Consider the following 25,535-nt stretch of genomic DNA (forward strand, 5'->3'; position numbering starts at 1 on the left):
CCGCGCAGTAGTGTCCTTGTGACGAAGGCCCCGCGCATCCCGTCCGGTGCGCGGGGCCTTCGCCGCGACCCACCCGGCCATGCACACCGTCAGCCCATGCTGCATGCTGTGCGTTCACGGTCTCTTCCGACGGTTCTTCGGCATGGAGCTGCGCATGACTACCACGTTTCCGGACATCTCCATCAGCACGGACCGGCTGGTGATGCGCCCGTACGAAGAGGCCGACATCCCCGCGTTCACGGAGATGATGAACGACGAACTCGTCACCGCCTGGACCTCCGTTCCGCATCCGTACACCCGCTCCGACGCCGAGGACTGGGTGCGCAGGATCGCTCCTGCGGAGAGAACCGAAGGACGCGGGATCGTCCTCGCCGTCACCGAGTTCCTGACGCAGCGTCTGGTCGGCACCATCCACCTGCACCACACCAACTGGCGCACCGGCGCTACCGAGGTCTCCTACGTCACCGCCCCCTGGGCCCGCGGCGAGGGCTACGCCACCGAGTCCGTCCTCGCCGTCGCCCAGTGGCTGTTCCGCGACCGCGGCTTCGAACGCCTGGAACTGCGCACCGCCGCCGACAACACCGCCTCCCAGCAGGTCGCCCAGAAGATCGGCTGCATCAGCGAGGGCGTCCTGCGCAACGCCTGGCTCGTGCGCCACCAGACCGAGACCGGCGAGTGGACCGAGCTCAGGACCGACCTGATCGTCTGGAGCCTGCTCCCCGAGGACCTCGAGGGCGTCGCCGACCAGATGGCCGACGCCGGGTACTCGTCCTTCGCCGACTGGAGCTGACGGGAGCCGTACCGGTCAGGTCCGCCGCATCGCAGGACGGAGCCGATCCCAGGTACCCTCACCCTGCCCCGACCAGCCACGACCTCAGGAGACACGCGACGATGGCCGACCGTGTCACGGTGATCGGCTGGGACGGATCTCCCCTCACCGCCGCGGCCCGGTCCGCGCTCTCGGCCGCGACGCTGGTGGCCGGTGCCGCGCACCACCTCGCCCTGCCCGAGGTGCCGTCCGGCGCCGAGCGCATCCGCCTCGGCAGCGTCGACCTCGCCGCCCGCCGCATCGCCCAGCACCGCGGCAGCGCCGTCGTCCTCGCCGACGGCGACCCCGGCTTCTTCGGCGTCGTCCGCACCCTGCGCGCCCCCGAGCACGGTCTCGAGGTCGAGGTCGTCCCCGCCGTCTCCTCCGTCGCCGCCGCCTTCGCTCGGGCCGGCATGCCCTGGGACGACGCCCGCGTCGTCGTCGCCCACCAGCGCACCCTGCGCCGCGCCGTCAACGTCTGCCGCGCCCACCCCAAGGTCGCCGTCCTCACCTCGCCCGGCGCCGGACCCGCCGAACTGGCCCTGCTCCTCGACGGCGTGCACCGCACCTTCGTCATCTGCGAGGAACTCGGCACCGAACGGGAACAGGTCACCGTCCTCACCTCCGACAAGGCCGCCGACCACGTCTGGCGCGACCCCAACGTCGTCATCGTCATCGGCGGCGGCGCCCCGGCCGGCCCCGGCTGGCTGATGGGCCACGACACCCCCGCCGTACGCGACTGGGTCCTCCCGGACGCCGAGTACGCCGACGAGACGGACGCGGACCGGCACGGCGAGGACGACGCGGGCACGGTCCCGTCCGCGGGCGGGACCGGCGCCGGACAGTCCCCGGCCCTGCGCGCCGCCCAGCTCGCCCGCCTCGCCCCCCGCGTCGGCGACCTCGTCTGGGACATCGGCAGCGGCTCCGGAGCGCTTGCCGTGGAGGCCGCCCGGTTCGGCGCGGCCGTCATCGCCGTCGACGCCGACCCGGCCGCCTGCGCCCGCGTCGAGGCCGCCGCCCGCCGCCACCACGTCCAGCTCCAGGCCGTGGCCGGCCGCGCCCCGCAGGTACTGGAACGGCTGCCCGAACCCGACGTCGTACGCGTCGGAGCGGGCGGCGCCGCGGTCGTCGCCGCCTGTACCGACCGCCGCCCCGAGCGCATCGTCGCCCACGCCTCCACCCGCGACGACGCCGAGGCCATCGGCAAGGCCCTCGCCGACGGCGGGTACGCCGTCGAAAGCGTCCTGCTGCAGGCCGTCGAACTCGACCCGGATGACTGGTCGGAGCGCGAGCGCTCGGTGGTGTTCCTGCTGTCCGGACGCCGTATCGGACGCGCCCCGTGACCCCGGGCGCACCGTACGCCAGGTAGGCTGACCGACCGTTGTACCGAAACCCAGGCTTCCGGCGTTTGATTCACCAATGTCCGGAAAAGGTGGTCCGATTGGGTCGCTCCTGTGATACGGCTCAACAGGGGGACGCGCGACGTGGCGCAGTCCACAGCGCACCGTGGCGGATCTCCCTGCCACGATGGCGGAAGGCCGCGAGAATGCTTGGTGTTCGCGCGCCTTCGTGCCGCGCGGCGCGCTTGCTCGTTCTTGTTGACGGGCGAAGGTCTGAAGGAGCACAACCGATGGGCGAGGGGTACGCATGACGGACACCGGCCAGGTCCCGGGCGAGGGGCTGCCGGAGAACGCAGGCATGGTGGAGCAGCCGGGCATCCCCGCACCGGGCGCGTACACCTTCCTGGACCCCTCCGGGAGCGCGGCCGAGGACGACGAGATCCTCCTCATGCCGGGCGCACAGGGCGCATGGAGCGAGCACCAGCCGGGCATCGTGCCCGCGCCGCCGGTCGCCATGGCCGCGCCGATGATGGGCGACCCGCTGACGGACCCGCTGCCGGATCCCCTCACCGACCCGCTGCCGGACCCGCTCACCGACCCGCTGCCGCTCGACCCGCAGGCCGCGTACGGCGCCATGGGCGCGCACGAGGCCGCGGGCCGCGACTCCGGCTCGCTCGACCTCGGCGCCGTACGGGCGGCCGTGCCCGTCGCCGCGCCGACGCCGCCGCCCGCGCGCCGTCCCCTCCACATGGGCCCGCCCGCCCCGGACAGCACCGGCGGCGTGGTCCGCTCCCTGTCCGACCGCGGCCCCGCCGGGGCCCCGCAGGCGGTCCCCGCGCCGATGCCGGCCCGGATCCAGGGCCCGCAGACCTCCGGCCCCGAGTACCTCGACGTGGCGCGGGACGACGCGGCCCCGCTGCCCGGCCCGCGCCTCGGCGAGGTGCCCCAGGGCGCGGTCCCGTGGACGCCGGAGGCCGTCGCCGTACAGGAGCCGCAGCCCGTTCCGGCCGCGCCGGTGCCCGTGGCCGCAGAAACGGTCGTGCCGCAGCAGGCCGGCGAGCCCGTGCCCGCGGCCCGGTTCGTACAGGTCGAGGGCCAGGTCCCGACGACCCCGCACCTCGCCCCGACCCCGGCGGAGCCGGAGCGCACGGGAGAGACGCCGCTTCCGGCGGAGCCGGTGGAGCCGGTGGCGGTCGCTGTGGAGCCTGTTGTGGCCGAGCCCGTGGTCGTCGAGCCGGTCGTGGCCGAGCCCGAGCCCGTGGCGGTCGCTGTGGAGCCGGTCGCTGCCGAGCCCGTTGTGGCCGAGCCGGTCGTGGCGGAGCCTCAGGCGGCCGAGCCCGTGGCGGAGCCGGTCGCCGAGGCCCAGGCGGCCCCGGAGCCGGTGATCGTGGCGGAGCCCGTCGTCGTCGCCGAGCCGGAGCCCGTGGCGGAGCCCGTCGCCGAGCAGGCCGCCGCGCCGGAGCCGGTGATCGTCGCCGAGCCCCAGGCCGCCCCCGAGGCGGAGGCCGCCGTACCGGCCGAGCAGGTCGCCGAACCGGCCGCCGAGCCGGTCGCCGAGCAGGTCGAGGCCCCCGAGATCATCGAGGCGCCGGAGATCGTGGAGACGGTCGAGATCGTGGAGACGGTCGAGCCCGTCGCCGTCACCGAGGACGACGCCGCCGAGCCCGTCTCCGAGGCCGTCGCCGTGGCCGAGTCGGCCGAGGAGCCGCAGGAGCCCGTGCAGGAAGCGGTCGCCACCGCGGCGGCGCCCGGCTACGACGAGGCCGAGCGCGAGGCGGTGCTGCGCGTGATGCGCGAACGCCGCGACATCCGCAACGGCTTCCGCAGCGACCCGATCCCGCACGAGGTCCTCCTCCGCGTCCTCGAAGCGGCGCACACCGCGCCCAGCGTGGGCCACTCCCAGCCGTGGGACTTCGTCGTCATCCGTTCCGCGGAGACCCGCCGGACGATGCACGAACTCGCCACCCGGCAGCGCGAGGCGTACGCCAAGTCGCTGCCCAAGGGCCGGGCGAAGCAGTTCAAGGAACTGAAGATCGAGGCGATCCTCGACACCCCGGTGAACATCGTCGTCACCGCCGACCCGACCCGGGGCGGCCGGCACACCCTGGGCCGTCACACCCAGCCGCAGATGGCCCCGTACTCCTCGGCGCTCGCCGTCGAGAACCTGTGGCTCGCCGCCCGCGCCGAGGGCCTCGGCGTCGGCTGGGTCAGTTTCTTCGACGAGCGCGAGATGGTCCGCTCGCTCGGCCTGCCCGAGCACCTGGAGGTCGTCGCGTACCTGTGCGTCGGGTACGTCGACGAGTTCCCGGAGGAGCCCGAGCTGATGCAGGCGGGCTGGTCCAAGCGGCGCCCGCTGTCCTGGGTCGTCCACGAGGAGACGTACGGCCGCCGGGCGCTGCCCGGCGAGGAGCCGCACGACCTGCTCCAGGAGACCGTCTCCAACATCCGCCCGCTGGACGCGAAGGCGCTCGGCGAGGCGTGGGAGCGCCAGAAGCGCATGACCAAGCCCGCGGGGGCGCTGGGCATGCTGGAGATCATCTCCGCGCAGCTCTCCGGCCTCTCCCGGATGTGCCCGCCGCCGATCCCGGAGCCGGCCGCCGTCGCGATCTTCGCCGGCGACCACGGTGTGCACGCCCAGGGCGTCACGGCGTGGCCGCAGGAGGTGACCGGCCAGATGGTCGCCAACTTCCTCGGCGGGGGAGCGGTCTGCAACGCGTTCGCCAACCAGGTCGGCGCCGAGGTCTGCGTCATCGACGTGGGCGTGGCGTCGGACCTCCCCGCAACTCCGGGCCTCCTGCCCCGCAAGGTCCGAGCCGGTACGGGCGACTTCACCACGGGTCTCGCCATGACCCGCGAAGAGGTCCTGTCGGCGATCGAGGTGGGCATCGAGACGGCCCGCGACCTCGTGGCGGCGGGCAACAAGGCCCTCCTGACCGGCGAGATGGGCATCGCGAACACGACGGCGTCGGCGGCGCTGATCTCGGTGTACACCGGGGTCGATCCGACCGAGGTCACCGGTCGCGGCACGGGCATCAACGACGAGATGCACGCGCGGAAGGTGGACGTGGTCCGGCGCGCCCTGGAACTCCACAAGCCGGACCCGGCGGACCCGATCGGCGTGCTCGCGGCGGTCGGCGGCCTGGAGCACGCGGCGCTGGTCGGCCTGATCCTCGGCGGCGCGTCGCTGCGGACGCCGGTGATCCTGGACGGCGTCTCCACGGGCGCGGCGGCGCTGGTCGCCCGTGCCATCGCCCCCGAGGCCCTGGCGGCCTGCATCGCCGGCCACCGCAGCGCCGAACCCGGCCACGTGGCGGCCCTCAACAAGCTGGGCCTGCGCCCCCTGGTCGACCTCGACCTCCGCCTCGGCGAAGGCACCGGCGCGCTGCTGGCGCTGCCTGTGGTGCAGAGTGCGGCGCGGGCGATGCACGAGGTGGCGACGTTCGACTCAGCGGGCGTGACGGAAAAGTAGCCGGTCGCTCCGTTGTGGGCAGTCGTTCCTCCCCCAGACTCCGCCCTGGGGGTCCCCCCGGACGGAGTCTGGGGGAGGGACGATTGCCCACACGGAGGTGGTGGGGGCGGAGGCCGCCGAGGGGGACCAGGGTCACAGCGTCTGTACCGCTGGTCACCGATATCGTGGGCGCAGGGCCCCGCACCCCGCCCCACCAGCCGCTTCACCGCCGCAGCGGCCCGCACCGCACCGCCACGCCGCTAGGAGCCGCCACGCCATGACCGAGACCGTGTCGCACCCCGCCTACCCCGTCGGACTCCGTCTCGCCGGGCGTCGCGTCGTCGTCATCGGCGGCGGACAGGTCGCGCAGCGCCGCCTCCCGGCCCTCGTCGCCGCCGGCGCGGACGTCACCCTGATCTCCCCCTCCGCGACGCCCTCCGTCGAGGCCATGGCCGAGGCCGGCGAGATCACTTGGACGAAGCGCCGTTACCAGGACGGCGACCTCGCCGACACCTGGTACGCCCTCGTCGCCACCGGCGACCCCGCCGCCAACGCCGCCGTCTCCGCCGAGGCGGAGCGCACCCGCACCTGGTGCGTCCGTTCCGACGACGCCGAGGCGGCCACCGCGTGGACCCCGGCGACCGGCCACAGTGAGGGCGTGACCGTCGCCGTCCTCACCGGCCACGACCCGCGTCGCTCCGCCGCCGTGCGGGACGCGATCGTCGAGGGCCTGCGCGACGGCTCCCTCGCCGCGCCCGCGCACCGCTCCCGTACTCCCTTCGTCGCCCTCGTCGGCGGCGGCCCCGGCGACCCGGACCTGATCACGGTCCGCGGCCGCCGCCTCCTCGCCGAGGCGGACGTCGTCATCGCGGACCGCCTCGGCCCGCGCGACCTGCTGAGCGAACTGCCCCCGCACGTCGAGGTGATCGACGCGGCGAAGATCCCGTACGGCAGGTTCATGGCCCAGGAGGCCATCAACAACGCGCTGATCGAGCACGCGAAGGCCGGGAAGTCCGTGGTCCGTCTCAAGGGCGGCGACCCGTTCGTCTTCGGCCGCGGCATGGAGGAGGCCCAGGCCCTGGCCGCCGAGGGCATCGCCTGCACCGTCGTCCCGGGCATCTCCAGCTCGATCTCGGTGCCCGGCGCGGCCGGGATCCCGGTCACCCACCGGGGCGTGGCGCACGAGTTCACGGTGGTCAGCGGTCATGTCGCGCCCGACGACCCGCGCTCGTTGGTCGACTGGGAGTCCCTCGCCAAGCTCACCGGCACCCTCGTGATCCTCATGGGCGTCGACAAGATCGGGAAGATCGCCGAGGCGCTGGTCGCCCACGGCAAGGCCCCCGAGACCCCGCTGGCCCTGGTCCAGGAGGGCACGACGGCCACCCAGCGCCGGGTCGACGCCACGCTCGCCACGGTCGCGGAGACCGTGAAGGCCGAGGACGTCCGCCCGCCCGCGGTCATCGTGATCGGCGACGTCGTGGGCGAGGGCCCCGGCAAGCTGGTCAAGTGACCTCATGCGTCACCCCGCATGACCGCACGCGTCACCCTCCACATCACCGCATGCGTCACCCCGCATGTAACCAGGGGTAACCCGCCCCGCCGCACACGTTGGCACCACCCCCCGGACAAGGCAGTATCGACCCGTGGCAGATCTCATCACCGTCGACGACCCCGACGACCCCCGCCTGCGTGACTACACCGGCCTCACCGACGTCGAGCTGCGCCGCCGGCGCGAGCCCGCCGAGGGCCTGTTCATCGCCGAGGGCGAGAAGGTGATCCGGCGGGCCAAGCAGGCCGGGTACGAGATGCGGTCGATGCTGCTGTCCGCGAAGTGGGTCGACGTCATGCGCGATGTCATCGACGAGGTCCCGGCTCCCGTGTACGCGGTGCAGCCGGACCTCGCCGAGCAGGTCACCGGCTACCACGTGCACCGCGGCGCGCTCGCCTCCATGCAGCGCAAGCCGCTGCCGACCGCGGAGGAACTGCTCCTCACCGCCCGGCGGGTCGTCGTCATGGAGTCGGTCAACGACCACACCAACATCGGCGCGATCTTCCGCAGCGCCGCCGCGCTCGGCATGGACGCGGTGCTGCTCTCCCCGGACTGCGCGGACCCGCTGTACCGGCGCTCCGTGAAGGTCTCCATGGGCGCGGTGTTCTCCGTCCCGTACGCCCGCCTCGACACCTGGCCCAAGGGCCTGGAGGCGGTCCGCGAGGCGGGCTTCAAGCTGCTCGCCCTCACCCCGGCCGAGCGCGCCGCGTCCATCGACGAGGCCGCCCCGCACAAGCTGGAGCGGGTCGCGCTGATGCTGGGCGCGGAGGGCGAGGGCCTGTCCCGGCAGGCGCTGATGGCCGCCGACGAGTGGGTCCGGATCCCGATGGCCCACGGCGTGGACTCCCTCAACGTGGGCGCGGCCGCCGCGGTCGCCTTCTACGCGGTGGCCACGGGCCGCCCGCAGGACTGACGACAGCCCCGGGCGAGGCGGGGCGAGCGCGGCGCGCGGGGCCTCCGCCCGTGGCCGGAATCCTTCGTTCCGCGATGCCTGCGGCACTCGACCGGCAGGCGCGGGTGCGCGCGTCCCTGCCGCGCCGTGCGTCCGTGGAGCTGATGAAACGTCATCCCGGTTCGTGCGGGCCCGAGTCGTACGGGCGTGAGCCATCGTGGTGTGCGCCGGGCGCACGCGTGGAGCGATGGCTCGAATGTCGTTGTTCGCGCGGCTAAACCCCGGACTTCGCAAGATCACTGTTTAGAGGTAATGGCCCCGGTCTCGTGGCGCGAGCCGGGATCGCCGACGGCTACTGTTCCCGAGGATCTGGATGGATTCCCAGGGAATATGTCGTTCTTCCCTCTTTTCTCAAGGAGCCCTCGCGCCATGACCGTTGAGACCGGGCCGGACACTCAACTGGAAGCCCCCCGGCCGCAGTCCAGCCTCAGTACCGCGGCTGCCCGGAACCTCGCGACCACCACCAAGTCCGCCCCGCAGATGCAGGAGATCACCTCCCGGTGGCTGCTGCGGATGCTCCCCTGGGTGGAGACCAAGGGCGGCGCCTACCGGGTGAACCGCCGGCTGAGCTACACCGTCGGGGACGGAGTCATCGAGTTCGTCCAGGACGGCGCCACCGTCCGGGTCATCCCCCGGGAACTCGGCGAACTCGCCCTGCTGCGCGGTTTCGAGGACGAGGAGGTGCTGCGGACGCTGGCCGACCGGTGCGTCCAGCGCGACTTCCGTGCGGGCGAGGTCCTCGTCGAGCGCGGTGCGTCCGCCGACCGGATCCACCTCGTCGCCCACGGCCGCATCAGCCAGACCTCGGTCGGCAAGTACGGCGACGAGGTCGCCGTCGCGGTCCTCGCCGACGGCGACCGGTTCGGTGAGAACGCCCTCCTGGACGCCGACGCCAGGTGGGACTACACCGCGACCGCCGAGACGGCGGGCATTCTGCTCTCCCTCTCCCGCGCGGACTTCGACACCGTACTCTGCGCGGCACCCAGCCTCCAGGAGCACATCCACGGGTTCAGCTCCCTCCCCGAGCAGCGGCAGAACCGCCACGGCGAGGCCGAGATCGCCATGTCGGCCGGCCACGTGGGCGAGCACGAACTCCCCGGTGCCTTCGTCGACTACGAGCTCAAGCCGCGCGAGTACGAGCTCTCGGTCGCCCAGACCGTGCTCAAGGTCCACACCCGGGTCGCCGATCTCTACAACGGCCCGATGAACCAGACCGAGGAACAGCTCCGGCTCACGATCGAGGCGCTGCGCGAGCGCCAGGAGCACGAACTGGTCAACAACCGCGAGTTCGGTCTGCTGCACAACGCCGACTTCAAGCAGCGCATCCAGACCCACTCCGGCCCGCCCACCCCGGACGACCTCGACGAGCTGCTCTGCCGCCGGCGCGGCACCAAGTTCTTCCTCGCCCACCCCAGGACCATCGCGGCGATCGGGCGCGGGTTCAATGCCCGCGGCCTCTACCCGGACCATGTCGACCTCGGCGGACAGTCGGTCCCGGCCTGGCGCGGCGTCCCGATCCTGCCCTGCAACAAGATCCCGATCAGCAAGGAGCAGACCAGCTCGATCATCGCCATGCGTACCGGCGAGGACAACCAGGGCGTCATCGGTCTGCACCAGACCGGGCTGCCCGAGGAGTACGAGCCGGGCCTCTCGGTGCGATTCATGGGCATCAGCGAGCAGGCGATCATGTCGTACCTGGTCACCACCTACTACTCCGCTGCGATCCTCGTGCCCGACGCGCTCGGCGTGCTGGAGAACGTGCAGATCGCCCGCAGGCGCGACTAGGGCCTGCCCGGCGAATCATGGCCGGGTCCGCGGCCTGTCCGACCCTGATCCGCCGGACAGGCCCTAGCTGGAGCCCTCGGGCCCGTGCGGGCGAAGGCCGCGCCGGCCCGAGCCGCTCGGGCCGTGACCCATTTCATCCCAGCAAGGAGCCACGGATGCCCGACTCCGGGCTTTCCCCCGGGCAGTCGAGCCTGCCCGCCCCGCCCGTCACCCTGCCGCCGCTGCCCGGGCCGCCCTCCCTCCCGTTCCCGCCCGCCGGTGCGGGAGGGGCCGGGACGGGGGCCGTGCCCGCGGGCGTCGCCGACATCCCCGTACCCGTCGACCCGGAGCCGGGATGGATCCCGCGCGGGCCCAGCGGCCTGGGCACCGCGAGCCTCTCGCTGGCCCGGCACCCGGACGCCGCGACGCCCCGCGCCGCCGCGCCGGAGGGCACCCCCATCCCGGGTCTGTACCACCATCCGGTCGCCGAGCCCGACCCCGTGCGGGTCGAGGAGGTCAGCCTCCGGATCAAGGCCTGGGCGGTCGACGAGGTCCAGGCGTTCCCGCCGGAGTGGGAGGACCAGTTCGACGGCTTCTCCGTCGGGCGCTACATGGTCGCCTGCCACCCGGACGCTCCGACCGTCGACCATCTGATGGTCGCCACGCGGCTGATGGTCGCCGAGAACGCAGTCGACGACTGCTACTGCGAGGACCACGGCGGCTCGCCGATCGGGCTCGGCAGCCGGCTGCTGCTCGCCCACACGGCGCTCGACCCGGTGCACACGACGGCGGAGTACGCGCCGGGCTGGGCGGAGTCGCTGCACTCCGACGCCCCGCGGCGGGCCTACCGCTCCGCCATGGAGTACTTCGTCCAGCTGGCCACGCCGTCCCAGGCCGACCGCTTCCGGCACGACATGGCCAGGCTGCACATGGGGTACCTCGCCGAGGCCGCGTGGGCCGAGACCGAGCACGTACCCGAGGTGTGGGAGTACCTGGCGATGCGCCAGTTCAACAACTTCCGCCCCTGTCCCACCATCACCGACACCGTCGGCGGCTACGAACTGCCGGCGGACCTGCACGCGTCGCCCGCCATGCAGCGGGTGATCGCCCTGGCCGGGAACGCGACCACCGTCGTCAACGACCTCTACTCCTATACCAAGGAGCAGAAGAGCCCCGGCCTGCACCTGAACCTGCCGGTAGTGATCGCCGAACGCGAGGGCGTCTCAGAGAAGGACGCCTATCTGAAGGCTGTCGAGGTCCACAACGACCTCATGCGCACCTTCGAGGCAGAGGCCGCCGAACTGGCCGCAGCCTGCCCCGTCCCGACGGTGCTGCGCTTCCTCAAGGGCGTTGCCGCCTGGGTCGACGGCAACCACTACTGGCACCAGACCAACACGTACCGCTACAGCCTGCCTAGTTTCTGGTAAGAACGGAATCTTCATCTGTGACCAGCACCGAGTTCACCACCGCCGACGCCACCTCGACGTTCGTCCCCTCGCCCGCGACGCCCTACCAGGGTGACATCGCCCGCTATTGGAACAACGAGGCCAGGCCGGTGAACCTGCGCCTCGGCGACGTCGACGGGCTCTACCACCACCACTACGGCATCGGCGCCGTGGACCACGCCGCCCTCGGCACCCCCGAGGACAGCGAGTACGAGAAGAAGCTGATCGCCGAACTGCACCGGCTCGAGTCGGCCCAGGCCGAGGTCCTCCTCGACCACCTCGGCCCGATCGGCCCCGACGACACGCTCATGGACGCCGGCTGCGGTCGCGGCGGCTCCATGGTCATGGCCCACCAGCGCTTCGGCTGCAAGGTCGAGGGAGTCACCCTCTCCGCCAAGCAGGCCGACTTCGCGAACCGGCGCGCCGGGGAGCTCGACATCGATAACCGTGTGCGCGCCCGCGTCTGCAACATGCTCGACACCCCCTTCGAGACCGGACAGATGGCCGGCTCGTGGAACAACGAGTCCAGCATGTACGTCGACCTGCACGATCTGATGGCCGAGCACTCCCGGGTCCTCGCGACCGGCGGGCGCTACGTCACCATCACCGGCTGCTGGAACCCGAAATACGGCCAGCCGTCGAAGTGGGTCTCCCAGATCAACGCCCACTTCGAGTGCAACATCCACTCCCGCCGCGAGTACCTGCGCGCCATGGCCGACAACCGCCTGGTTCCGAACGCGGTCGTCGACCTGACCGAGGCGACCCTGCCCTACTGGGAGTTGCGCGCCACGTCGTCGTTGGTCACCGGCATCGAGGAGGCGTTCATCGAGTCGTACAAGGACGGCTCCTTCCAGTACCTGCTCATCGCGGCCGACCGCGTCTGACGCACTCTGCCGGAACCCCGCCCGCCAGGCTTCCGCGCCCGGCGGGCGGGCGCATGCGTGCGGCGGCCTCAGCCCTGCAGGGCCTGCAGCGCCGTGATGCCCAGCGCCACCACCAGCGTCACCACCACGAACACCACCAGCCGCTGCCGCAGCAGCCGCGGGTTGGCCGGACGCCGGCCCGTCGACGTCGTGCGCCCGCCGGGCCGCGAGCCCGTCGGGCGGCCGCTGCCGGTCCTGGCCCCCTGCGGCCGTCCGCCGCCGCCCGTACGCGCCCCGCCCGCCCGGGAGGAGGGACCCTTCCGGGCCGCGCCGGCGGCCCCGCCGTTCGTGCCGAGCGTCGCCCGCTCCGTGTACCGCTCGGTGGGCCGGACCGTACGCGCCTGCTCGGTCCGCTCCCGCTGCGCCGGAGGACGCGCCTCCGGCAGGCCCTGCGCCTCCCGCGCCGCGATCTCCTTCAGCCGCATCGACAGCTGCAGCGTGCTCGGCCGCTCCTCCGGGTCCTTCGCGAGGCACGCCCGCACCAGCGGCGCCAGCGCGTCCGGGACGCCGTGCAGCTGCGGCTCCTCGTGCACGACGCGGTAGAGCATGACCTCCGAACTGCCGTGTCCGAAGGGCGAGTCGCCCATCGCCGCGTACGCCAGCGTGGCCCCGAGCGAGAACACGTCCGTCCCCGGGGTGACCGCCGCACCGCGCACCTGCTCGGGCGCGAGGAAGCCGGGGGAGCCGACCGCGGTCCCCACGTGCGTCAGCGTGCTCGCGCCGGTCGCCCAGGCGATGCCGAAGTCGATGATCCGCGGGCCCTTGGGGGAGAGCAGGATGTTCGACGGCTTCAGGTCCCGGTGCACCACACCGGCCTCGTGGACCGCGACCAGGCCCTCGGAGAGCGCCGCGCCGATCGCCGCGACGTCCGCGGCCCGCAGCGGGCCCTCCTCGGCCACCCGGTCGTGCAGCGACGGCCCGGGCACGTACTGGGTCGCGAACCAGGGGCGGTCCGCGTCGAGGTCGGCCGCGACCAGCCGGGCGGTACAGCCGCCCCGGATCCGCCGCGCGGCGGACACCTCGCGGGCGAACCGCGAGCGGAACTCCTGGTCCTCCGCGAGATCCGGCCGGATCACCTTCAGCGCGACGCGCTGACCGCGCCGGTCCGAACCGAGATAGACGACGCCCATCCCGCCCGCGCCGAGGCGGCGGTGGAGCCGGAACGACCCGACGATCCGCGGATCCTCGCGCCGGAGCCGCATCATCGCCATGTCCGTCCCCTGGTCGTCCGTTCTGACGTGGCACAGCTTACGTACCGTCGCCCCGGTGCGCTCATAGGCCGCGCCCTCTCGGCCCGATCGATTGTCAGTGCCCGGTGCGAGAATTGAGGGGTGGTCAGGGGGCGGCCGTGCGCCGGTCCCCGACTCCTGCACGTTCCCAATGGCCCGTCGCAGAAGGGGGATTGGATCGATGAAGGGTGACCGGGTGGAGATCGTCGTGGACGCGGGGGACACGACGCGCACATACGAAGTAGTGGCAAGCCGGGCAGGTCGCAGGGTGGAGACGGCGGTCCGCAGAGGGGTGGTCGAAGTGAGCGAAGTCACGAGGAACGGGACGGTGGTCCGCACCGCCCGCTTCATGGCGAACCGGGTGCTCGCCCTGGTGGAGCAGCCCGTGCCCCGCGTCGCCGACGGCGAGGGAGCGGGCGCGCAGAGCGCCGCCTGACCTGCGCGGACGACGCCGCACCGGGGGCGCGCGCGGGAGTGCGCGCCGGGCGCTCGGGGACGGTTCCCTCCGGGAAGACCCGCAGACCGGAGGCGACGTCTCCACCCTGGGGAGTACGCCGTGAGGGGTGCGCTCATCCTCCGGGAGGCCCGCAAGCCGGTACGACGGCATGACGCCGCGGACGGCCCGCGTCCCTACTGTTGAAGACAAGCGGCGGGTGGTGCACTCGTCCCCCGAGGTCAGACACCCGCCGCTGTCGACATGACAGGAGAGGAACCATGGCGCACACGGCACCCCGCACGGTGGCCCGCACCGAAGGGCGCCGCCACCCGCTGGTGGCGACCGCCATGGTCCTCCCGCTCGCGGCCCTGCTCGTCGTCGTCTTCGGCGGCTGGGACGCGGTGGTCACACAGGCGTCGTCCGTGGGCGTGATGCTGGGGCGCTGAGCGGCGCCCCGGACCCGGGAGAGCGGCCCGGGTCGGGGACATCCGACCACCAACCCCGTGGGGACGGGGGTGCGGCGGACGACAGCGTTTGGCCGGTCAGCTGGGGAGCTGACCGGCCATCGCGCTGTCCGGCCCCCGTACGCTCCTCCTCATGGCCGAAGACAGCACCGTGCTCGTGAGCGAACTCCGGCGGCTCGCACGCGGGGTCGCCCATCTTCCCGCGCAGCGCGGCGGCTGCACGGCCTGCGGGAGTCCCGTAGGCGCCGACGGGGGGACGGACGTGCTGGCCGACCGGGCCGACGGCACCGTCGTCCGGCACGGCGCGGTCGTCGCCAAGGCCCACGCACCGGACGCCGACCCCGACGGGCACGCCGCCCGGGTCGCCGTGGCCGCCGACCCCGCGCTGCGCGGCATCCTCCTGCCGCCGCTCCCGCTGCCGGACGCCGAGGTCGAGGGCCGCCGGGTCAGCGCCTGGCCGTACGGAGTCCCCGTCGACCCGGCCGACCCGGACGCCGCCCCCTGGGCCGAGACCGCACGCCTCCTCGCCCTGCTCCACCGCACCCCGCCGCCCGCCGGCCCCCTGCCCCCGCACCGCGGCCCCGCCAAGGCGGCCCGGGCCGTCGCCCGGCTCCTGGCCGGGCCCCCGCAGCCGGTCGCCGCGCCCGTCCTGCGGGCCTGGGCCGGGCTGCCGCCCTGGGCCCGCGACGAGGCGGCCGGGCCGCGCGCGGACGTCCTGTGCCACGGCGACCTGCACCTCGGCCAGCTCGTCCGCCACCCCGCACCCGACGGCCCCTGGCTGCTGATCGACGTGGACGACCTGGGCCTGGGCGACCCGGCCTGGGACCTGGCGCGCCCCGCCGCCTGGTACGCCGCCGGGATCCTGCCCCCGGACATCTGGTCGGCCTTCCTCGCCGCGTATCGCGCGGCCGGCGGCCCCGCGGTCCCTGCCGACGGCGATCCCTGGCCGCAACTCGACGTCCCGGCACGGGCCCTGACCGTGCAGACCGCGGCCCTGGCCCTGGTGAAGAGCGCCGCGGAGGACCGTCCGCTCGACGAGGTGGAGCAGCTGATGCTCGACGCCTGCGCCCGAATCGCCTCCGTCCGAACCGACTTGGGCGAACCTGCGTCATCGTAGGGTGAGCACATCATCCGAACGGCGAGGAGTTGAGCCGAGCATGCAGTGTCCCAAGTGCCATGCCCCGATGCACACGTACAACCGCAGCGGCGTCCAGATCGAGCAGTGCAGCGGCTGCCGGGGGATCTTCCTGGACTACGGCGAGCTGGAGGCCCTGACCCGTCTCGAGTCGCAGTGGGGCCAGCAGGCTCCGCCGCCCGCCGCCCCGCCGGCCGCTCCCGCCTGGGGCGCCCCGCACCACGGCAGCCACGGCCACCACCACGGCGGGCACCACCACCAGCGCGGCTTCGGCCGGATGCTGTTCTCGTCCTGACGTGAACGAACTCCTGACCTGAACGAACGACGGAGCCCCCGGCCGCACAAGACGGCCGGGGGCTCCGGTGATGGTGCGCGATACTGGGATTGAACCAGTGACCTCTTCCGTGTCAGGGAAGCGCTCTCCCGCTGAGCTAATCGCGCGGGGACGGTATGAAACCGCAGGTGAAGCGGGTGGTGCGTGGTGCTGCGTGCGCGATACTGGGATTGAACCAGTGACCTCTTCCGTGTCAGGGAAGCGCTCTCCCGCTGAGCTAATCGCGCGGGGACCCTTGCGGGTCAGTGGACGATACTGGGATTGAACCAGTGACCTCTTCCGTGTCAGGGAAGCGCTCTCCCGCTGAGCTAATCGTCCTTGGAGGTGGAGACGGGATTTGAACCCGTGTAGACGGCTTTGCAGGCCGTTGCCTCGCCTCTCGGCCACTCCACCAGGAGTGAATCAGGGGTTCGGGATGATCCCCCACATCGAGCGGACGACGAGATTCGAACTCGCGACCCTCACCTTGGCAAGGTGATGCTCTACCAACTGAGCCACGTCCGCTTGTCGTTTCCGTTCCGCTTGCGCGTCCCGGCGACGTGTTGAACTCTAGCGGATTCTCGGGCCAGTACAAAAACGCGTTTCCGCAGCGTGCTGACCTGTGGCCGAGCCGCAGCCGATCCGCGCAGGCCGCACGCTCACTCCGGGTGGGCTCCCGGTCGCTCCGCACGCCCCCGGGCCGGCCCCCGCCTAGACTCGAGCCGTGCACGACCTCGCTCCTCTGGCCCGCTTCGGCGGCCTCGTCGCGACCGACCTCCGGGACGTCACCCACGATCCCGAGGCGCTCGACTCCTCCGGCTTCTGGGCCGTCGCGGCCGACTTCGAAGGCGGGCTCACCTGCGCCCGCTTCGCCGACGTCCGCCCCGCCCCGGTCCCCGCGCCCGTCCCGGGCGCCTGGCGCGGACCGGCGCCCGACGCCTGGACCTCCTCCCTCGACCGGACCGCCTACACCGAAGGCGTCCGCCGGGTCCGCGAGCACATCGCGCGCGGCGAGGTCTACCAGGCGAACCTCTGCCGGGTGCTCTCCGCGCCGCTGCCCGACCCGGATGCCGCCGACGTCGACGCGCTCACCGCGCTGCTCGCCCGCGGCAACCCCGCCCCGTACGCCGGAACGATCCGCCTCCCGGGGCACGGCGTGGAGATCGCCACCGCCTCGCCCGAACTGTTCCTGCGCCGCGAGGGCGCGCGGATTTCCTCCGGCCCCATCAAGGGCACCGGCCGCACCGCCGCCGACCTGCTCCCCAAGGACCACGCCGAGAACGTGATGATCGTCGACCTGGTCCGCAACGACCTCGGACGCGTCTGCGAGACCGGCACCGTCACCGTCCCCGAGCTCTGCGCCGTCGAGGAGCACCCCGGCCTCGTCCACCTGGTCTCCACCGTCGGCGGACTGCTGCGCGAGGACGCCGGCTGGAGCGACGTCCTGGCCGCGGCCTTCCCGCCCGGCTCCGTGACCGGCGCGCCCAAGTCCAGCGCCCTGCGGATCATCGAGTCCCTGGAGACCGCGCCCCGCGGCCCGTACTGCGGAGGCGTCGGCTGGGTCGACGCCGACGCGGACACCGCCGAGCTCGCCGTCGGCATACGCACCTTCTGGCTCGACCGGGACGCGCCCGGCGGGCCCGCGGTGCGCTTCGGCACCGGCGCGGGCATCACCTGGGGTTCCGAGCCCGAGCGTGAGTGGGACGAGACCGAACTGAAGGCCTCCCGGCTGCTCGCGGTAGCGTCGGGCGCGTACGAGGCGAGCGAAAGGGCCATTTCTCTTTGAACGCGATGAAGCTGTGGGTCAACGGTGCCCTGCATGACGAGGCCGACGCCCGGTTCTCGGTTCTGGACCACGGGCTGACGGTGGGCGACGGGGTCTTCGAGACGGTCAAGGCCGTGCGCGGCGGGACCTTCGCGCTCACCCTCCACCTGGAGCGGCTCACCCGCTCCGCCCGGGGCCTCGGCCTGCCCGACCCCGACCACGACGAGATCCGCCGGGCCTGCGCCGCCGTCCTGGAGGCCAACCCGACGGAGCTCGGCCGGCTCCGCATCACGTACACCGGCGGCGTCTCGCCGCTCGGCTCCGAGCGCGGCGACTCCGGGCCCGGCCTGGTCGTGGCCCTCGGCGCGACCGCGCGCCGCGCGGACAGCACCGCGGTGATCACCGTCCCGTGGACCCGCAACGAGCGCAGCGCGCTGGTGGGTCTGAAGACCACCTCGTACGCGGAGAACGTCGTCGCCCTCGCACGGGCGCACGCCGCGGGCGCGTCCGAGGCGCTGTTCCCGAACACCCGGGACCGGCTCTGCGAGGGCACCGGCTCCAACGTGTTCGTCGTCCTCGACGGCCGCATCCACACCCCTCCGGTCGCCTCGGGCTGCCTCCCCGGCATCACCCGGGCGCTCGCGATCGAGTGGACCGGCGCGGAGGAGACCGACCTGCCGATGGACGTCCTGGAGCACGCCGACGAGATCTTCCTGACCTCCACCCTGCGCGACGTCCAGGCCGTGCACCGGGTCGACGGCCGCGAGCCGGCCGGAGCGCCCGGCCCGGTGACCGCCAAGGCCATGCGCGTGTTCGAGGAGCGGGCCGCGGCCGACGCCGATCCCCGTCCGTAGGCGTTTCCCGGCAAACCAGGTGACGTCCGGCCGCAGGACCGGTACAACACCGGTGATGACCACCACCCTGCGGCCGACAGGGCCGCTCCAGACGGCCGCCGACGCCTCCCGGTCCCGCGCCTACGAGGTGTGCGTGAACAGCCGGCCGGTCGGCGCCGTCCGGCTCGCCACCGACCCGGCGTTCGGTCCGAGGGCAGGCGTGATCGAGTCCCTGCGGATCGACGAGGCGGACCGGCGGCGCGGCCGCGGCACCGTCGCCGCGCTCGCGGCGGAGGAGGTGCTGCGCGGCTGGGGCTGCACCCAGGTGCACGTCTCCGTGCCGGTCGAGGCCCAGATCGCGCAGCGGCTGGCCGGGATGCTCGGCTACGCCGAGGTCAGCCGCAACATGCTCAAGGAGCTCAGCGCGCCGCCGCCGGCCCTGCCGGAGGGCGTAGAGGCCCGCGCGATGACCGAGGACGAGTACGCGCCGTGGGAGACGGCCGCCCGGCAGGCCTTCGCCGAGAGCTGGACCGCGCGCGGCGTCCCCGCCGACCAGGCCCGCGCCAAGGCCGAGGCGAGCCACCGCGAGCTGCTCCCCGAGGGGCTCGCCAGCCACGGCGTGGCCGTGCAGGTGGTCCTGCGCGACGGGGCCGTCGTCGGCCACGTCTGGACCGGACGGCGCAAGCTGGCGCCGGGCGTGCTCGGCGGGTACGTGTACGACGTCGAGGTTGTCCCCGGACACCGGGGCCACGGCTACGGCCGCGCCCTGATGCTCCTCGCCGAACGCACCGTCGCCGAGTCCGGCACCCGGCTCCTCGGCCTCCACGTCTTCGCCGACAACACGCCGGCCCTCGCCCTGTACGACTCGCTCGGCTACCGCACCACGCACATCAACAGCAGCAAGGTGCTGCTGTAGCGCGGCCTTGCGCCGGCGCGGCCCCGGCTCAGCTCTGCGCGAGCAGACGGTCCGCGATCTCCTCGATGCGGGCGCGCAGGCCCTCCTGGCTCTTGCCGCCGTCCAGCCGCTCGCCGCCGATCACGTACGTCGGGGTGCCCGTGACCTTGATGGCCTGGCCCTCCGCCTGGTCGGCGTCCACCACCAGCAGATGCCGGCCGTCGATCAGCGCGGTGTCGAACTCCTCGGCGTCCAGGCCGAGTTCGCGGGCCACGTCGAGCAGCACCGGCTCGCCCCGGTCGGCCAGGTCCGAGGTCCTGGCCAGCAGCGCCTCCGCGTACGGCCAGCCCTGCCCCTGCTCGGCGGCCTCCTCCGCGGCCTGCGCGGCCGCGTACGCGTGCTTGTTCTTCTGCAGCGGGAAGTGCCGCAGCCGCACGTCCAGCCGCTCGCCGTACTTCGCGCGCAGCGCGTGCACGTCGTCGAGGGCGCTCGTGCAGTCGGGGCACTGGAGGTCGAACCAGGCCTCCAGGACGACGGGGGAGTCGGTGTTGCCGGTGGTGGAGTCGCTCATGGGGCCAGTCTTCCAGCCCGCGCTCGCCCCTCCCAACCGGGACCTGGGGAGGAGGCCGCCCCGGAGATCTCCCGGAGATCCGCCCCGGGGCCGCCCGCGCCGTGGCCCCGGACGGCGGCGGCGGTGCAGGATGGAAGGGACGTATCGCCCAGTGCCCTGCCAGGAGGACCGGATGCTTGCCGAGACAGTCTGTTCCGCGGTGGCTGCGGCCGGCCTGGGCATCGCCGCGATCACGGCGTACCGCAAGCGGTTCCTCGCCGCGACGAGGATCGCCGCGTACGCGCTGGTGCCGCTCGGCCTGGTGATGACCGGGGCCGTGCAGTGGCTCGCCGACACCGCCTTCAGCCCCACCGCCTGGGTCGGCTTCGCCGTCCTCGGCTTCGCCTGGGTGCTGTTCATGACCGCCCGCACCGTCGAACGCCGCCGCGGCGGCAAGGAGGGCAAGCCGGCCGGCGAGAAGAAGCGGGCGGCCGAGCCGTCCGCGTCCGCGCCCGCGCTCGGTCAGAGCCGGCGGGGTACGGCCCCGAAGCCCGAGGCCGGCGCCCCGGCGGACGACTTCAGCGACATCGAGGCGATCCTGAAGAAGCACAACATCTGATCCCGCACCCGCCGCCCCCGTGGACCCGGGCACGCGGATCCACGGGATCCGGTGAACTGCCGCGGTCGTGGAGCGTGTTGCTTGATCTCCCGGGGCGGCCGTGCGCCATCATCGCCCCGAGATGCAGGAAACCTCGCGGGATCGAGCCCCCGCCCCCACAGAGGAGCCGCGCGGCTGTCTGTTCGCGCTCTCCCAGCCGCCGCTGATGATCTTCCTCGCGGTGATCGGCTGCCTACTGCTGATGGCCTCCGTGCACGACCTCTTCCTGCTGTGACGGCGGTCAGCCGGCCGCTTCCTTGCGGCGCGCCCGGTACGCGGCCACGTGCAGACGGTTGCCGCAGGTCCGGCTGTCGCAGTAGCGGCGCGAGCGGTTCCGGGACAGGTCGACGAACGCGCGGCCGCAGTCCGGGGCCTCGCAGCGGCGCAGCCGCTCCTGCTCCCCGTTGACGACGATGAACGCGAGCGCCATGCCGCAGTCCGCGGCCAGGTGGTCGGCGACGGAGGCGCCCGGCGCGAAGTAGTGCACGTGCCAGTCGTAGCCGTCGTGGTCGGTGAGCTGCGGCGTCGTGCCCGCGGCCGCCACCAGCTGGTTGATCAGCGCCGCCGCCACCCGCGAGTCGGGCGCGGTGAACACGGCGGCGAACCGGCTGCGCACCTCGCGCACGGCCGCGAGGTCCGCGTCACCGAGCTCGCCGACGTCGCTGATGTCGTGCTGCCGCACGAACGCGCCCAGCCCCGCGAGGTCCACCAGTACGTCGCCCCGCTCGCCCTCCGCCGCGGTGTTCATCAGATCGACGACGGTGTCGAGGGCGATCCTGGTGTCGTGGGGGATCAGCACGTTCCGCTCCCTGGCCGGCTGCGGGCGGGCGCCCGCCGAATTCCGCTGACTCTAGCGGCTCGCGTCCGTCCTGCCCGGAGTGGGCGGGAACGGGGCCGAAAGCATGCGGTACGCACAGGGGCGCCCGGGCGGGGACGTCGGCGCCCGCACCACGTCGATGCGCGGTGCGGGCGCCGATCCCTGCCGTATGCGGTTGTCCGCGCGACGCCGTCTCCCCGAGTCGGACGGCGCCTGCGGCTCTCGGCCCGGCTCTCAGCGGCTCAGCTGTCGGCCAGGATGTGGGAGAGCTCCGTGTCGAGGTCGAAATGGCGGTGTTCGGTGCCCGGCGGCACCGCGGCGTCGGTCCGCTTCAGGAACGACTCCAGGGCGCGTGCGGGGGCTTCGAGCAGGGCCTCGCCCTCGGGAGAGCTCAGCGCGATGCAGACGACGCCCTGACCGTGGCTGCGGGACGGCCAGACACGGACGTCGCCGGTACCGGTGGGCCGGTGCAGCCCCTCGGCGAGAAGATCGCGGGCGAAGACCCACTCGACCGTCTCTTCGGCTCCGGTGTGGAAGGTGGCGTGCACGGCATAGGGATCGGCCGTGTCATACCGCAGGCCCGCCGGTACAGGCAGTGAGGACTCGCTCGACACAACGAGGCGCAGGTGCAGCTCGCAGCTGACCGTGGTGTTCATAAGCGCCAGGGCCTTTCGCTCAGTGTGCGCTCGGGGATTCGCACGTCGGCGAAATCGACATGCCACCTACGGTGCCGTTGTAAACCCCTCTGTCTGTTTTGTGATCGTTCAGGTCGCCCGGACGGCGGTGTATGTCCTGCGGACATGACTCCATTCCGGTGATCCGACGCGGTCCGGTAAGTTGGGGCCATGAATGCGGAGAGTGACGAGCGGCGCGCGGGGGCCGCCGAGCCCGCTGAGACGGGGGAGACAGTGGAGACCGCCGAGACGGCCGAGACCGCCCAGACCTCGGAGGCCGTGGAGGAGGCGAAGGCCGCGGAGACCGCGGAGAAGCCCCTCGGGTCCCGGGCGCCGGAGTTCATCAAGGCGCGGCGGACGCTGCACATGAGCTGGCAGGTCGGCGTGTTCGTCGTCGGTCTGGCCGTGGTGGGGGCCGGCGTGATCATGCTGCCGCTGCCCGGCCCCGGCTGGCTGGTGATCTTCGGCGGCATGGCGATCTGGGCGACCGAGTTCGTCTGGGCGCAGCTCGTGCTGCGCTGGACCAAGCGCAAGGTCACCGAGGCGGCGCAGAAGGCGCTGGACCCGAAGGTGCGGCGGCGGAACATCATCCTCACCACCATCGGCCTGGTGATCATCGCGGTGCTGCTCGGGATCTACCTCTGGAAGTTCGGCTTCGTGATGCCGTGGAGGATCGACCAGTGAGGAACTGGTCAAAGGAGCCCGCTGACATGGGGTAATGTTTGCGGTGCGCCCGGGCGATTAGCTCAGTGGGAGAGCGCTTCGTTCACACCGAAGAGGTCACTGGTTCGAACCCAGTATCGCCCACCACCCGGACCGAGGGCCCGGAGACTGCATCAGTCTCCGGGCCCTCGGCGTTTGCCGGGCCCGGTCCGGGCCCGTCCCGTTGCCGGGACCGGCCCGGACCGGCCTGTCAGTGCATCCGGCCCAGCTTCTCGCGCAGCCGGCGGGCGTCGCGCAGCCGCTGCTCGTACGTCGCTCCGACGGCGAGGAGCAGCAGACCCGCGAGCGCCGGCGGCAGCCAGCGGGGCAGCGCGCCGACCACCTGCACCACGTACGGCGCGAGCTCGTGCAGCGCGACCAGGGCCAGCGCCGTGCCGCCCAGGACCAGCGGAGCCTGCAGCCGGTGCCGGGCGCCGAGCAGTGTCACCGCCAGCGCGGCGAGGCCGAGCAGCAGCGGACGGCCCCAGTACGGGTCGCTCCAGACCGCTATCAGGCTCGGTACCAGCGTCGCGGCGAGCCCGGGCCCGTACGCCGTCCACGACGACGCCTCCGGATCCCTGTGCCGCCGCAGCACGCCGACGGCCAGCGCGGGCAGCGTCACCGGCAGCGTGTACGCCTCCGGGGTCGTCACGTCCGAGGCGGCGAGGCGCACCCAGGTCGCCAGGACGAAGAGCACCGCGGCGGTCCAGCCCGCCGTGCGCCGGCCCTCCGGCCGCACCGCCGCCACGGCCGCGGCGAGCACGCCGCACAGCGCCAGGACGAGCGCCAGGGAGGCCGGCCGGCCCGCCGCCAGACCGATCGCGAGCAGCGCGACGGCCGCGCCCGACAGCTCCACCGGCAGCGCCAGCGGGTGGCGGCGCAGCCGCGCGCCGACGCCGACGGCGGCGGTGGGCACCACCAGCAGCCAGACCGCCGTGCGGTGGTCCTCGAGCTGCGCGGCCCGCGCCCCGGCGAGCACCAGCCCGCCCGCGGCGGCGACGGCCAGACAGGCCGCCGCGGCGCGCACCCGGCGCTCACCGAAGGCGGCGACCCCCGCGAACAGCGCGAGCAGCACCCCGAGCACGGTGAACGTCCCCGCCCGGGTGTCGAGGCCGCTCAGCACCGCTCCGACCGCGGACGCCACCGCGGCCCCGAACCCGCACCAGGCCAGCGCCACACCGGGAGCCACCGGCTCGCGAACGGCCACCGGAACCCGGGCCCCGGCCCAGCCGGGCCAGACCGGCGCCCCGAAGGTGCCGGCGGGAGCCGCGCCGGCGGCGGGCCCGAAGCCCTCCGCCAGGGTCTCGCCCGAGCCCTCGCTCGAGCCCTCACCCTCGCCCTGCGGGTCCCCCGAGTGGTCGGCGCCCGCCGGGGCGTCGGCAGCGGCCCGGTCGTGCCGGTCGGGGGCAGGGGCGGGCAGGCCGCGGGTGAACCACTGCGCACGGCAGGCCAGCGCGCCCGCGGCGACCGCCGTCAGGAGCAGGACCGTCAGGCGCAGCGCGTGGCCCAGGTCCAGGGACACCGGCAGCGACAGGACCGTCGCCCACGCCAGCAGCACCGCCGTACAACGGGACCAGGTGTGCCGCAGCGGGGCCAGTGCCGCCGTCGCCGCGAGCAGGACCAGCGACGCCGTCGCCGGGTACTCCGGGAACACCGGCGTCGCCGGGCCCGACCACACCGGCGTCGTACGGACCGCCGAGTCCAGGAGCAGCGCCGCCGCCGGCGGCAGCGCCCACAGCACGCCCAGGCCCAGCACCCCCGCGCCCGTCCCGAGCGCGCCCTGCCGCACCGGCCGGGGCAGCTTCGTGCGCAGCACCGCCGCGAGGGCGAGCCCGCAGGCCACGTACCCCGGCACGATCCAGGACTCCGGCAGCGCCGACCGCAGCACGCCGCCCACCGCGGCGACCGCCGTGAGCGCCGCGACCACGGCGCCGAACACCGTCACGGCGGGCGTGCGCCACCCCGTGTACAGCGCCAGCGCACCGCCCGCGAGCAGCAGGGCCACCGCCGGGACCGGGTCCGTCAGCGAGAACCAGCCGCCGGTCAGCAGCGCCCAGGAGCCCGTCACGCACAGCCCCACGGCCGCCGTGATCCGCACCGACTGCAGCTTCACCCACAGCAGCAGCGCCGCGTCCGCGGCCGCCGTCGCCAGCATCGCCCAGCCCAGGGGGTACGCGCCCGCGTCCGCCGCCACCGCGGCCAGCGGCAGCGGCAGTTGGGCCGCGACCACCGCGACCGGCAGCGGGATCCGGAGCCGGCCGCCGAGCGCCGTCCCGTACGCCGCCCACGCCCCGGCCAGGACCGCCGAGGCGCCCGCCGTGTAGGCCACGCCGTCCGTGCCGGCGAGGGCCACGCGGTGCAGCGCGTACGCGTCGAGGACCATCAGGACCAGGCCCAGCGCGCCCACCGACTCCGCCGTCGACACCAGGCCGCGGCGCAGCAGGACGACCGGCGCGGCCAGCGCCGCTCCGGTCACCACGGCGAGCACCGCGGCCCGGCCGCCGATGCCCATCGAACCCCAGCTGACCAGGGTGAACGCGATCGCGGCGATCGTCAGCAACACCCCGCCGAGGGTGAGCAGCACGTTCTGGGCGCTGGGCGGCGTGGTGTCCGCGACGGGCTTGGGCGGCACGGCCCAGCCGGCCGCCGGGGTGCCGTAGGCCGGGGCCTGTGGGACCGCGGCGGCCCGCAGCACCTGCAGCAGCCAGGCCCGCCGGGCCAGCAACTGGGACCGTCGGGCATCGAGTTGGGCCAGCTCGCGGTCGACGAGCACCAGCTCGTCGGCGGGCGGCAGAACATTCTCCATGAGGCGGAGTGTGGCCCGGCGCACCCCTC

The 25,535-nt window shown here is 73.6% G+C and carries 23 protein-coding genes and 6 tRNA genes; 19 read left to right on the forward strand and 10 right to left on the reverse strand.

Going from position 1 to position 25,535, the window contains the following annotated elements:
* Window positions 1–103: 103 nt before the first annotated feature.
* The 8 genes from ACGFMM_RS20685 (at window position 104) to ACGFMM_RS20720 (ending at window position 12,190) form a co-directional block, all read left to right on the forward strand.
* Complete coding sequence (locus tag ACGFMM_RS20685) at window positions 104–790, forward strand: GNAT family N-acetyltransferase (protein WP_393647818.1); 687 nt, start codon at window positions 104–106, stop codon at window positions 788–790.
* Window positions 791–891: 101 nt separating this feature from the next.
* Entirely contained in the window at window positions 892–2,151 is a 1,260-nt protein-coding gene (cbiE, locus tag ACGFMM_RS20690; protein ID WP_393647819.1) for a precorrin-6y C5,15-methyltransferase (decarboxylating) subunit CbiE, read from the forward strand.
* Window positions 2,152–2,455: 304 nt separating this feature from the next.
* On the forward strand, window positions 2,456–5,617 hold the full coding sequence (cobT, locus tag ACGFMM_RS20695) for a nicotinate-nucleotide--dimethylbenzimidazole phosphoribosyltransferase (RefSeq protein WP_393647820.1): 3,162 nt from the start codon (window positions 2,456–2,458) through the stop codon (window positions 5,615–5,617).
* A gap of 256 nt (window positions 5,618–5,873) precedes the next feature.
* Window positions 5,874–7,106 (forward strand): uroporphyrinogen-III C-methyltransferase, encoded by a 1,233-nt coding sequence (cobA, locus tag ACGFMM_RS20700; RefSeq protein WP_393647821.1) that lies wholly within the window; start codon window positions 5,874–5,876, stop codon window positions 7,104–7,106.
* Window positions 7,107–7,239: 133 nt separating this feature from the next.
* The gene (locus ACGFMM_RS20705; RefSeq protein WP_393647822.1) at window positions 7,240–8,058 is read left to right on the forward strand and encodes a TrmH family RNA methyltransferase; all 819 of its coding nucleotides are present in this window, start codon (window positions 7,240–7,242) and stop codon (window positions 8,056–8,058) included.
* Window positions 8,059–8,466: 408 nt separating this feature from the next.
* The gene (locus ACGFMM_RS20710) at window positions 8,467–9,882 is read left to right on the forward strand and encodes a family 2B encapsulin nanocompartment shell protein (protein ID WP_393647823.1); all 1,416 of its coding nucleotides are present in this window, start codon (window positions 8,467–8,469) and stop codon (window positions 9,880–9,882) included.
* A gap of 155 nt (window positions 9,883–10,037) precedes the next feature.
* The gene (locus ACGFMM_RS20715) at window positions 10,038–11,288 is read left to right on the forward strand and encodes a family 2 encapsulin nanocompartment cargo protein terpene cyclase (RefSeq protein ID WP_393647824.1); all 1,251 of its coding nucleotides are present in this window, start codon (window positions 10,038–10,040) and stop codon (window positions 11,286–11,288) included.
* Between the two features lie 17 nt (window positions 11,289–11,305).
* Window positions 11,306–12,190 (forward strand): geranyl diphosphate 2-C-methyltransferase, encoded by an 885-nt coding sequence (locus tag ACGFMM_RS20720; RefSeq protein ID WP_393647825.1) that lies wholly within the window; start codon window positions 11,306–11,308, stop codon window positions 12,188–12,190.
* Window positions 12,191–12,258: 68 nt separating this feature from the next.
* Here ACGFMM_RS20720 and ACGFMM_RS20725 read toward each other — a convergent pair whose 3' ends face one another.
* Window positions 12,259–13,440, reverse strand: a complete 1,182-nt coding sequence (locus ACGFMM_RS20725) for a serine/threonine-protein kinase (RefSeq protein WP_393647826.1) — start codon at window positions 13,438–13,440, stop codon at window positions 12,259–12,261.
* 199 nt (window positions 13,441–13,639) lie between these two features.
* On the opposite strand from ACGFMM_RS20725, the gene ACGFMM_RS20730 reads away from it, so the two are divergent.
* The 4 genes from ACGFMM_RS20730 to ACGFMM_RS20745 all read left to right on the forward strand — a co-directional run bounded on the left by ACGFMM_RS20730 (window position 13,640) and on the right by ACGFMM_RS20745 (window position 15,788).
* Window positions 13,640–13,894: a hypothetical protein gene (locus tag ACGFMM_RS20730; RefSeq protein WP_393647827.1), complete on the forward strand. Its 255-nt coding sequence runs from the start codon at window positions 13,640–13,642 to the stop codon at window positions 13,892–13,894.
* A 278-nt stretch (window positions 13,895–14,172) separates the two neighbouring features.
* Complete coding sequence (locus tag ACGFMM_RS20735; RefSeq protein WP_393647828.1) at window positions 14,173–14,340, forward strand: hypothetical protein; 168 nt, start codon at window positions 14,173–14,175, stop codon at window positions 14,338–14,340.
* A gap of 151 nt (window positions 14,341–14,491) precedes the next feature.
* The gene (locus ACGFMM_RS20740; protein WP_393647829.1) at window positions 14,492–15,475 is read left to right on the forward strand and encodes a phosphotransferase family protein; all 984 of its coding nucleotides are present in this window, start codon (window positions 14,492–14,494) and stop codon (window positions 15,473–15,475) included.
* Between the two features lie 40 nt (window positions 15,476–15,515).
* Window positions 15,516–15,788, forward strand: coding sequence for a zf-TFIIB domain-containing protein (locus tag ACGFMM_RS20745; RefSeq protein WP_393647830.1), 273 nt, complete (start codon window positions 15,516–15,518; stop codon window positions 15,786–15,788).
* A 71-nt stretch (window positions 15,789–15,859) separates the two neighbouring features.
* On the opposite strand, the gene ACGFMM_RS20750 is transcribed toward ACGFMM_RS20745, so the two are convergent.
* The 5 genes from ACGFMM_RS20750 to ACGFMM_RS20770 form a co-directional block, all read right to left on the reverse strand.
* A tRNA-Val gene (locus ACGFMM_RS20750) sits at window positions 15,860–15,934 on the reverse strand.
* A gap of 48 nt (window positions 15,935–15,982) precedes the next feature.
* A tRNA-Val gene (locus tag ACGFMM_RS20755) sits at window positions 15,983–16,054 on the reverse strand.
* A gap of 19 nt (window positions 16,055–16,073) precedes the next feature.
* Window positions 16,074–16,145: transfer RNA gene (locus tag ACGFMM_RS20760), tRNA-Val, on the reverse strand.
* Between the two features lies 1 nt (window position 16,146).
* Window positions 16,147–16,220: transfer RNA gene (locus ACGFMM_RS20765), tRNA-Cys, on the reverse strand.
* 38 nt (window positions 16,221–16,258) lie between these two features.
* A tRNA-Gly gene (locus ACGFMM_RS20770) sits at window positions 16,259–16,331 on the reverse strand.
* 199 nt (window positions 16,332–16,530) lie between these two features.
* Between ACGFMM_RS20770 and ACGFMM_RS20775 the strand changes: the two genes are divergently transcribed.
* From ACGFMM_RS20775 to ACGFMM_RS20785, 3 genes are read left to right on the forward strand one after another with little or no spacing between them, the layout of a single operon-like run.
* On the forward strand, window positions 16,531–17,592 hold the full coding sequence (locus ACGFMM_RS20775; protein WP_393647831.1) for a chorismate-binding protein: 1,062 nt from the start codon (window positions 16,531–16,533) through the stop codon (window positions 17,590–17,592).
* A gap of 5 nt (window positions 17,593–17,597) precedes the next feature.
* Window positions 17,598–18,425 (forward strand): aminotransferase class IV, encoded by an 828-nt coding sequence (locus tag ACGFMM_RS20780; RefSeq protein WP_393647876.1) that lies wholly within the window; start codon window positions 17,598–17,600, stop codon window positions 18,423–18,425.
* A gap of 55 nt (window positions 18,426–18,480) precedes the next feature.
* A complete protein-coding gene (locus tag ACGFMM_RS20785; RefSeq protein ID WP_393647832.1) occupies window positions 18,481–19,320 on the forward strand; it encodes a GNAT family N-acetyltransferase in 840 nt (279 codons plus the stop codon).
* Window positions 19,321–19,348: 28 nt separating this feature from the next.
* Here the strand turns inward: ACGFMM_RS20785 and ACGFMM_RS20790 are convergent, their stop codons facing one another.
* The gene (locus ACGFMM_RS20790) at window positions 19,349–19,870 is read right to left on the reverse strand and encodes a DsbA family protein (protein WP_393647833.1); all 522 of its coding nucleotides are present in this window, start codon (window positions 19,868–19,870) and stop codon (window positions 19,349–19,351) included.
* A gap of 172 nt (window positions 19,871–20,042) precedes the next feature.
* On the opposite strand from ACGFMM_RS20790, the gene ACGFMM_RS20795 reads away from it, so the two are divergent.
* Both ACGFMM_RS20795 and ACGFMM_RS20800 read left to right on the forward strand, forming a co-directional pair.
* Window positions 20,043–20,468, forward strand: coding sequence for a hypothetical protein (locus ACGFMM_RS20795; RefSeq protein WP_393647834.1), 426 nt, complete (start codon window positions 20,043–20,045; stop codon window positions 20,466–20,468).
* Between the two features lie 121 nt (window positions 20,469–20,589).
* Window positions 20,590–20,742, forward strand: a complete 153-nt coding sequence (locus ACGFMM_RS20800; RefSeq protein ID WP_393647835.1) for a hypothetical protein — start codon at window positions 20,590–20,592, stop codon at window positions 20,740–20,742.
* Between the two features lie 6 nt (window positions 20,743–20,748).
* On the opposite strand, the gene ACGFMM_RS20805 is transcribed toward ACGFMM_RS20800, so the two are convergent.
* The gene (locus ACGFMM_RS20805; protein ID WP_393647836.1) at window positions 20,749–21,306 is read right to left on the reverse strand and encodes a CGNR zinc finger domain-containing protein; all 558 of its coding nucleotides are present in this window, start codon (window positions 21,304–21,306) and stop codon (window positions 20,749–20,751) included.
* 260 nt (window positions 21,307–21,566) lie between these two features.
* Complete coding sequence (locus ACGFMM_RS20810; protein ID WP_015032345.1) at window positions 21,567–21,980, reverse strand: SsgA family sporulation/cell division regulator; 414 nt, start codon at window positions 21,978–21,980, stop codon at window positions 21,567–21,569.
* A gap of 189 nt (window positions 21,981–22,169) precedes the next feature.
* Here ACGFMM_RS20810 and ACGFMM_RS20815 point away from each other — a divergent pair, with 189 nt between their 5' ends.
* Together ACGFMM_RS20815 and ACGFMM_RS20820 are read left to right on the forward strand one after the other, a co-directional pair.
* Window positions 22,170–22,682, forward strand: coding sequence for a TIGR02611 family protein (locus ACGFMM_RS20815; protein WP_393647837.1), 513 nt, complete (start codon window positions 22,170–22,172; stop codon window positions 22,680–22,682).
* Between the two features lie 51 nt (window positions 22,683–22,733).
* Window positions 22,734–22,808: transfer RNA gene (locus ACGFMM_RS20820), tRNA-Val, on the forward strand.
* 103 nt (window positions 22,809–22,911) lie between these two features.
* On the opposite strand, the gene ACGFMM_RS20825 is transcribed toward ACGFMM_RS20820, so the two are convergent.
* Window positions 22,912–25,506, reverse strand: coding sequence for an SCO7613 C-terminal domain-containing membrane protein (locus tag ACGFMM_RS20825; protein ID WP_393647838.1), 2,595 nt, complete (start codon window positions 25,504–25,506; stop codon window positions 22,912–22,914).
* Window positions 25,507–25,535 lie beyond the last annotated feature (29 nt).

It is taken from the genome of Streptomyces sp. NPDC048604 (assembly GCF_043199435.1).
GTDB lineage: Bacteria > Actinomycetota > Actinomycetes > Streptomycetales > Streptomycetaceae > Streptomyces.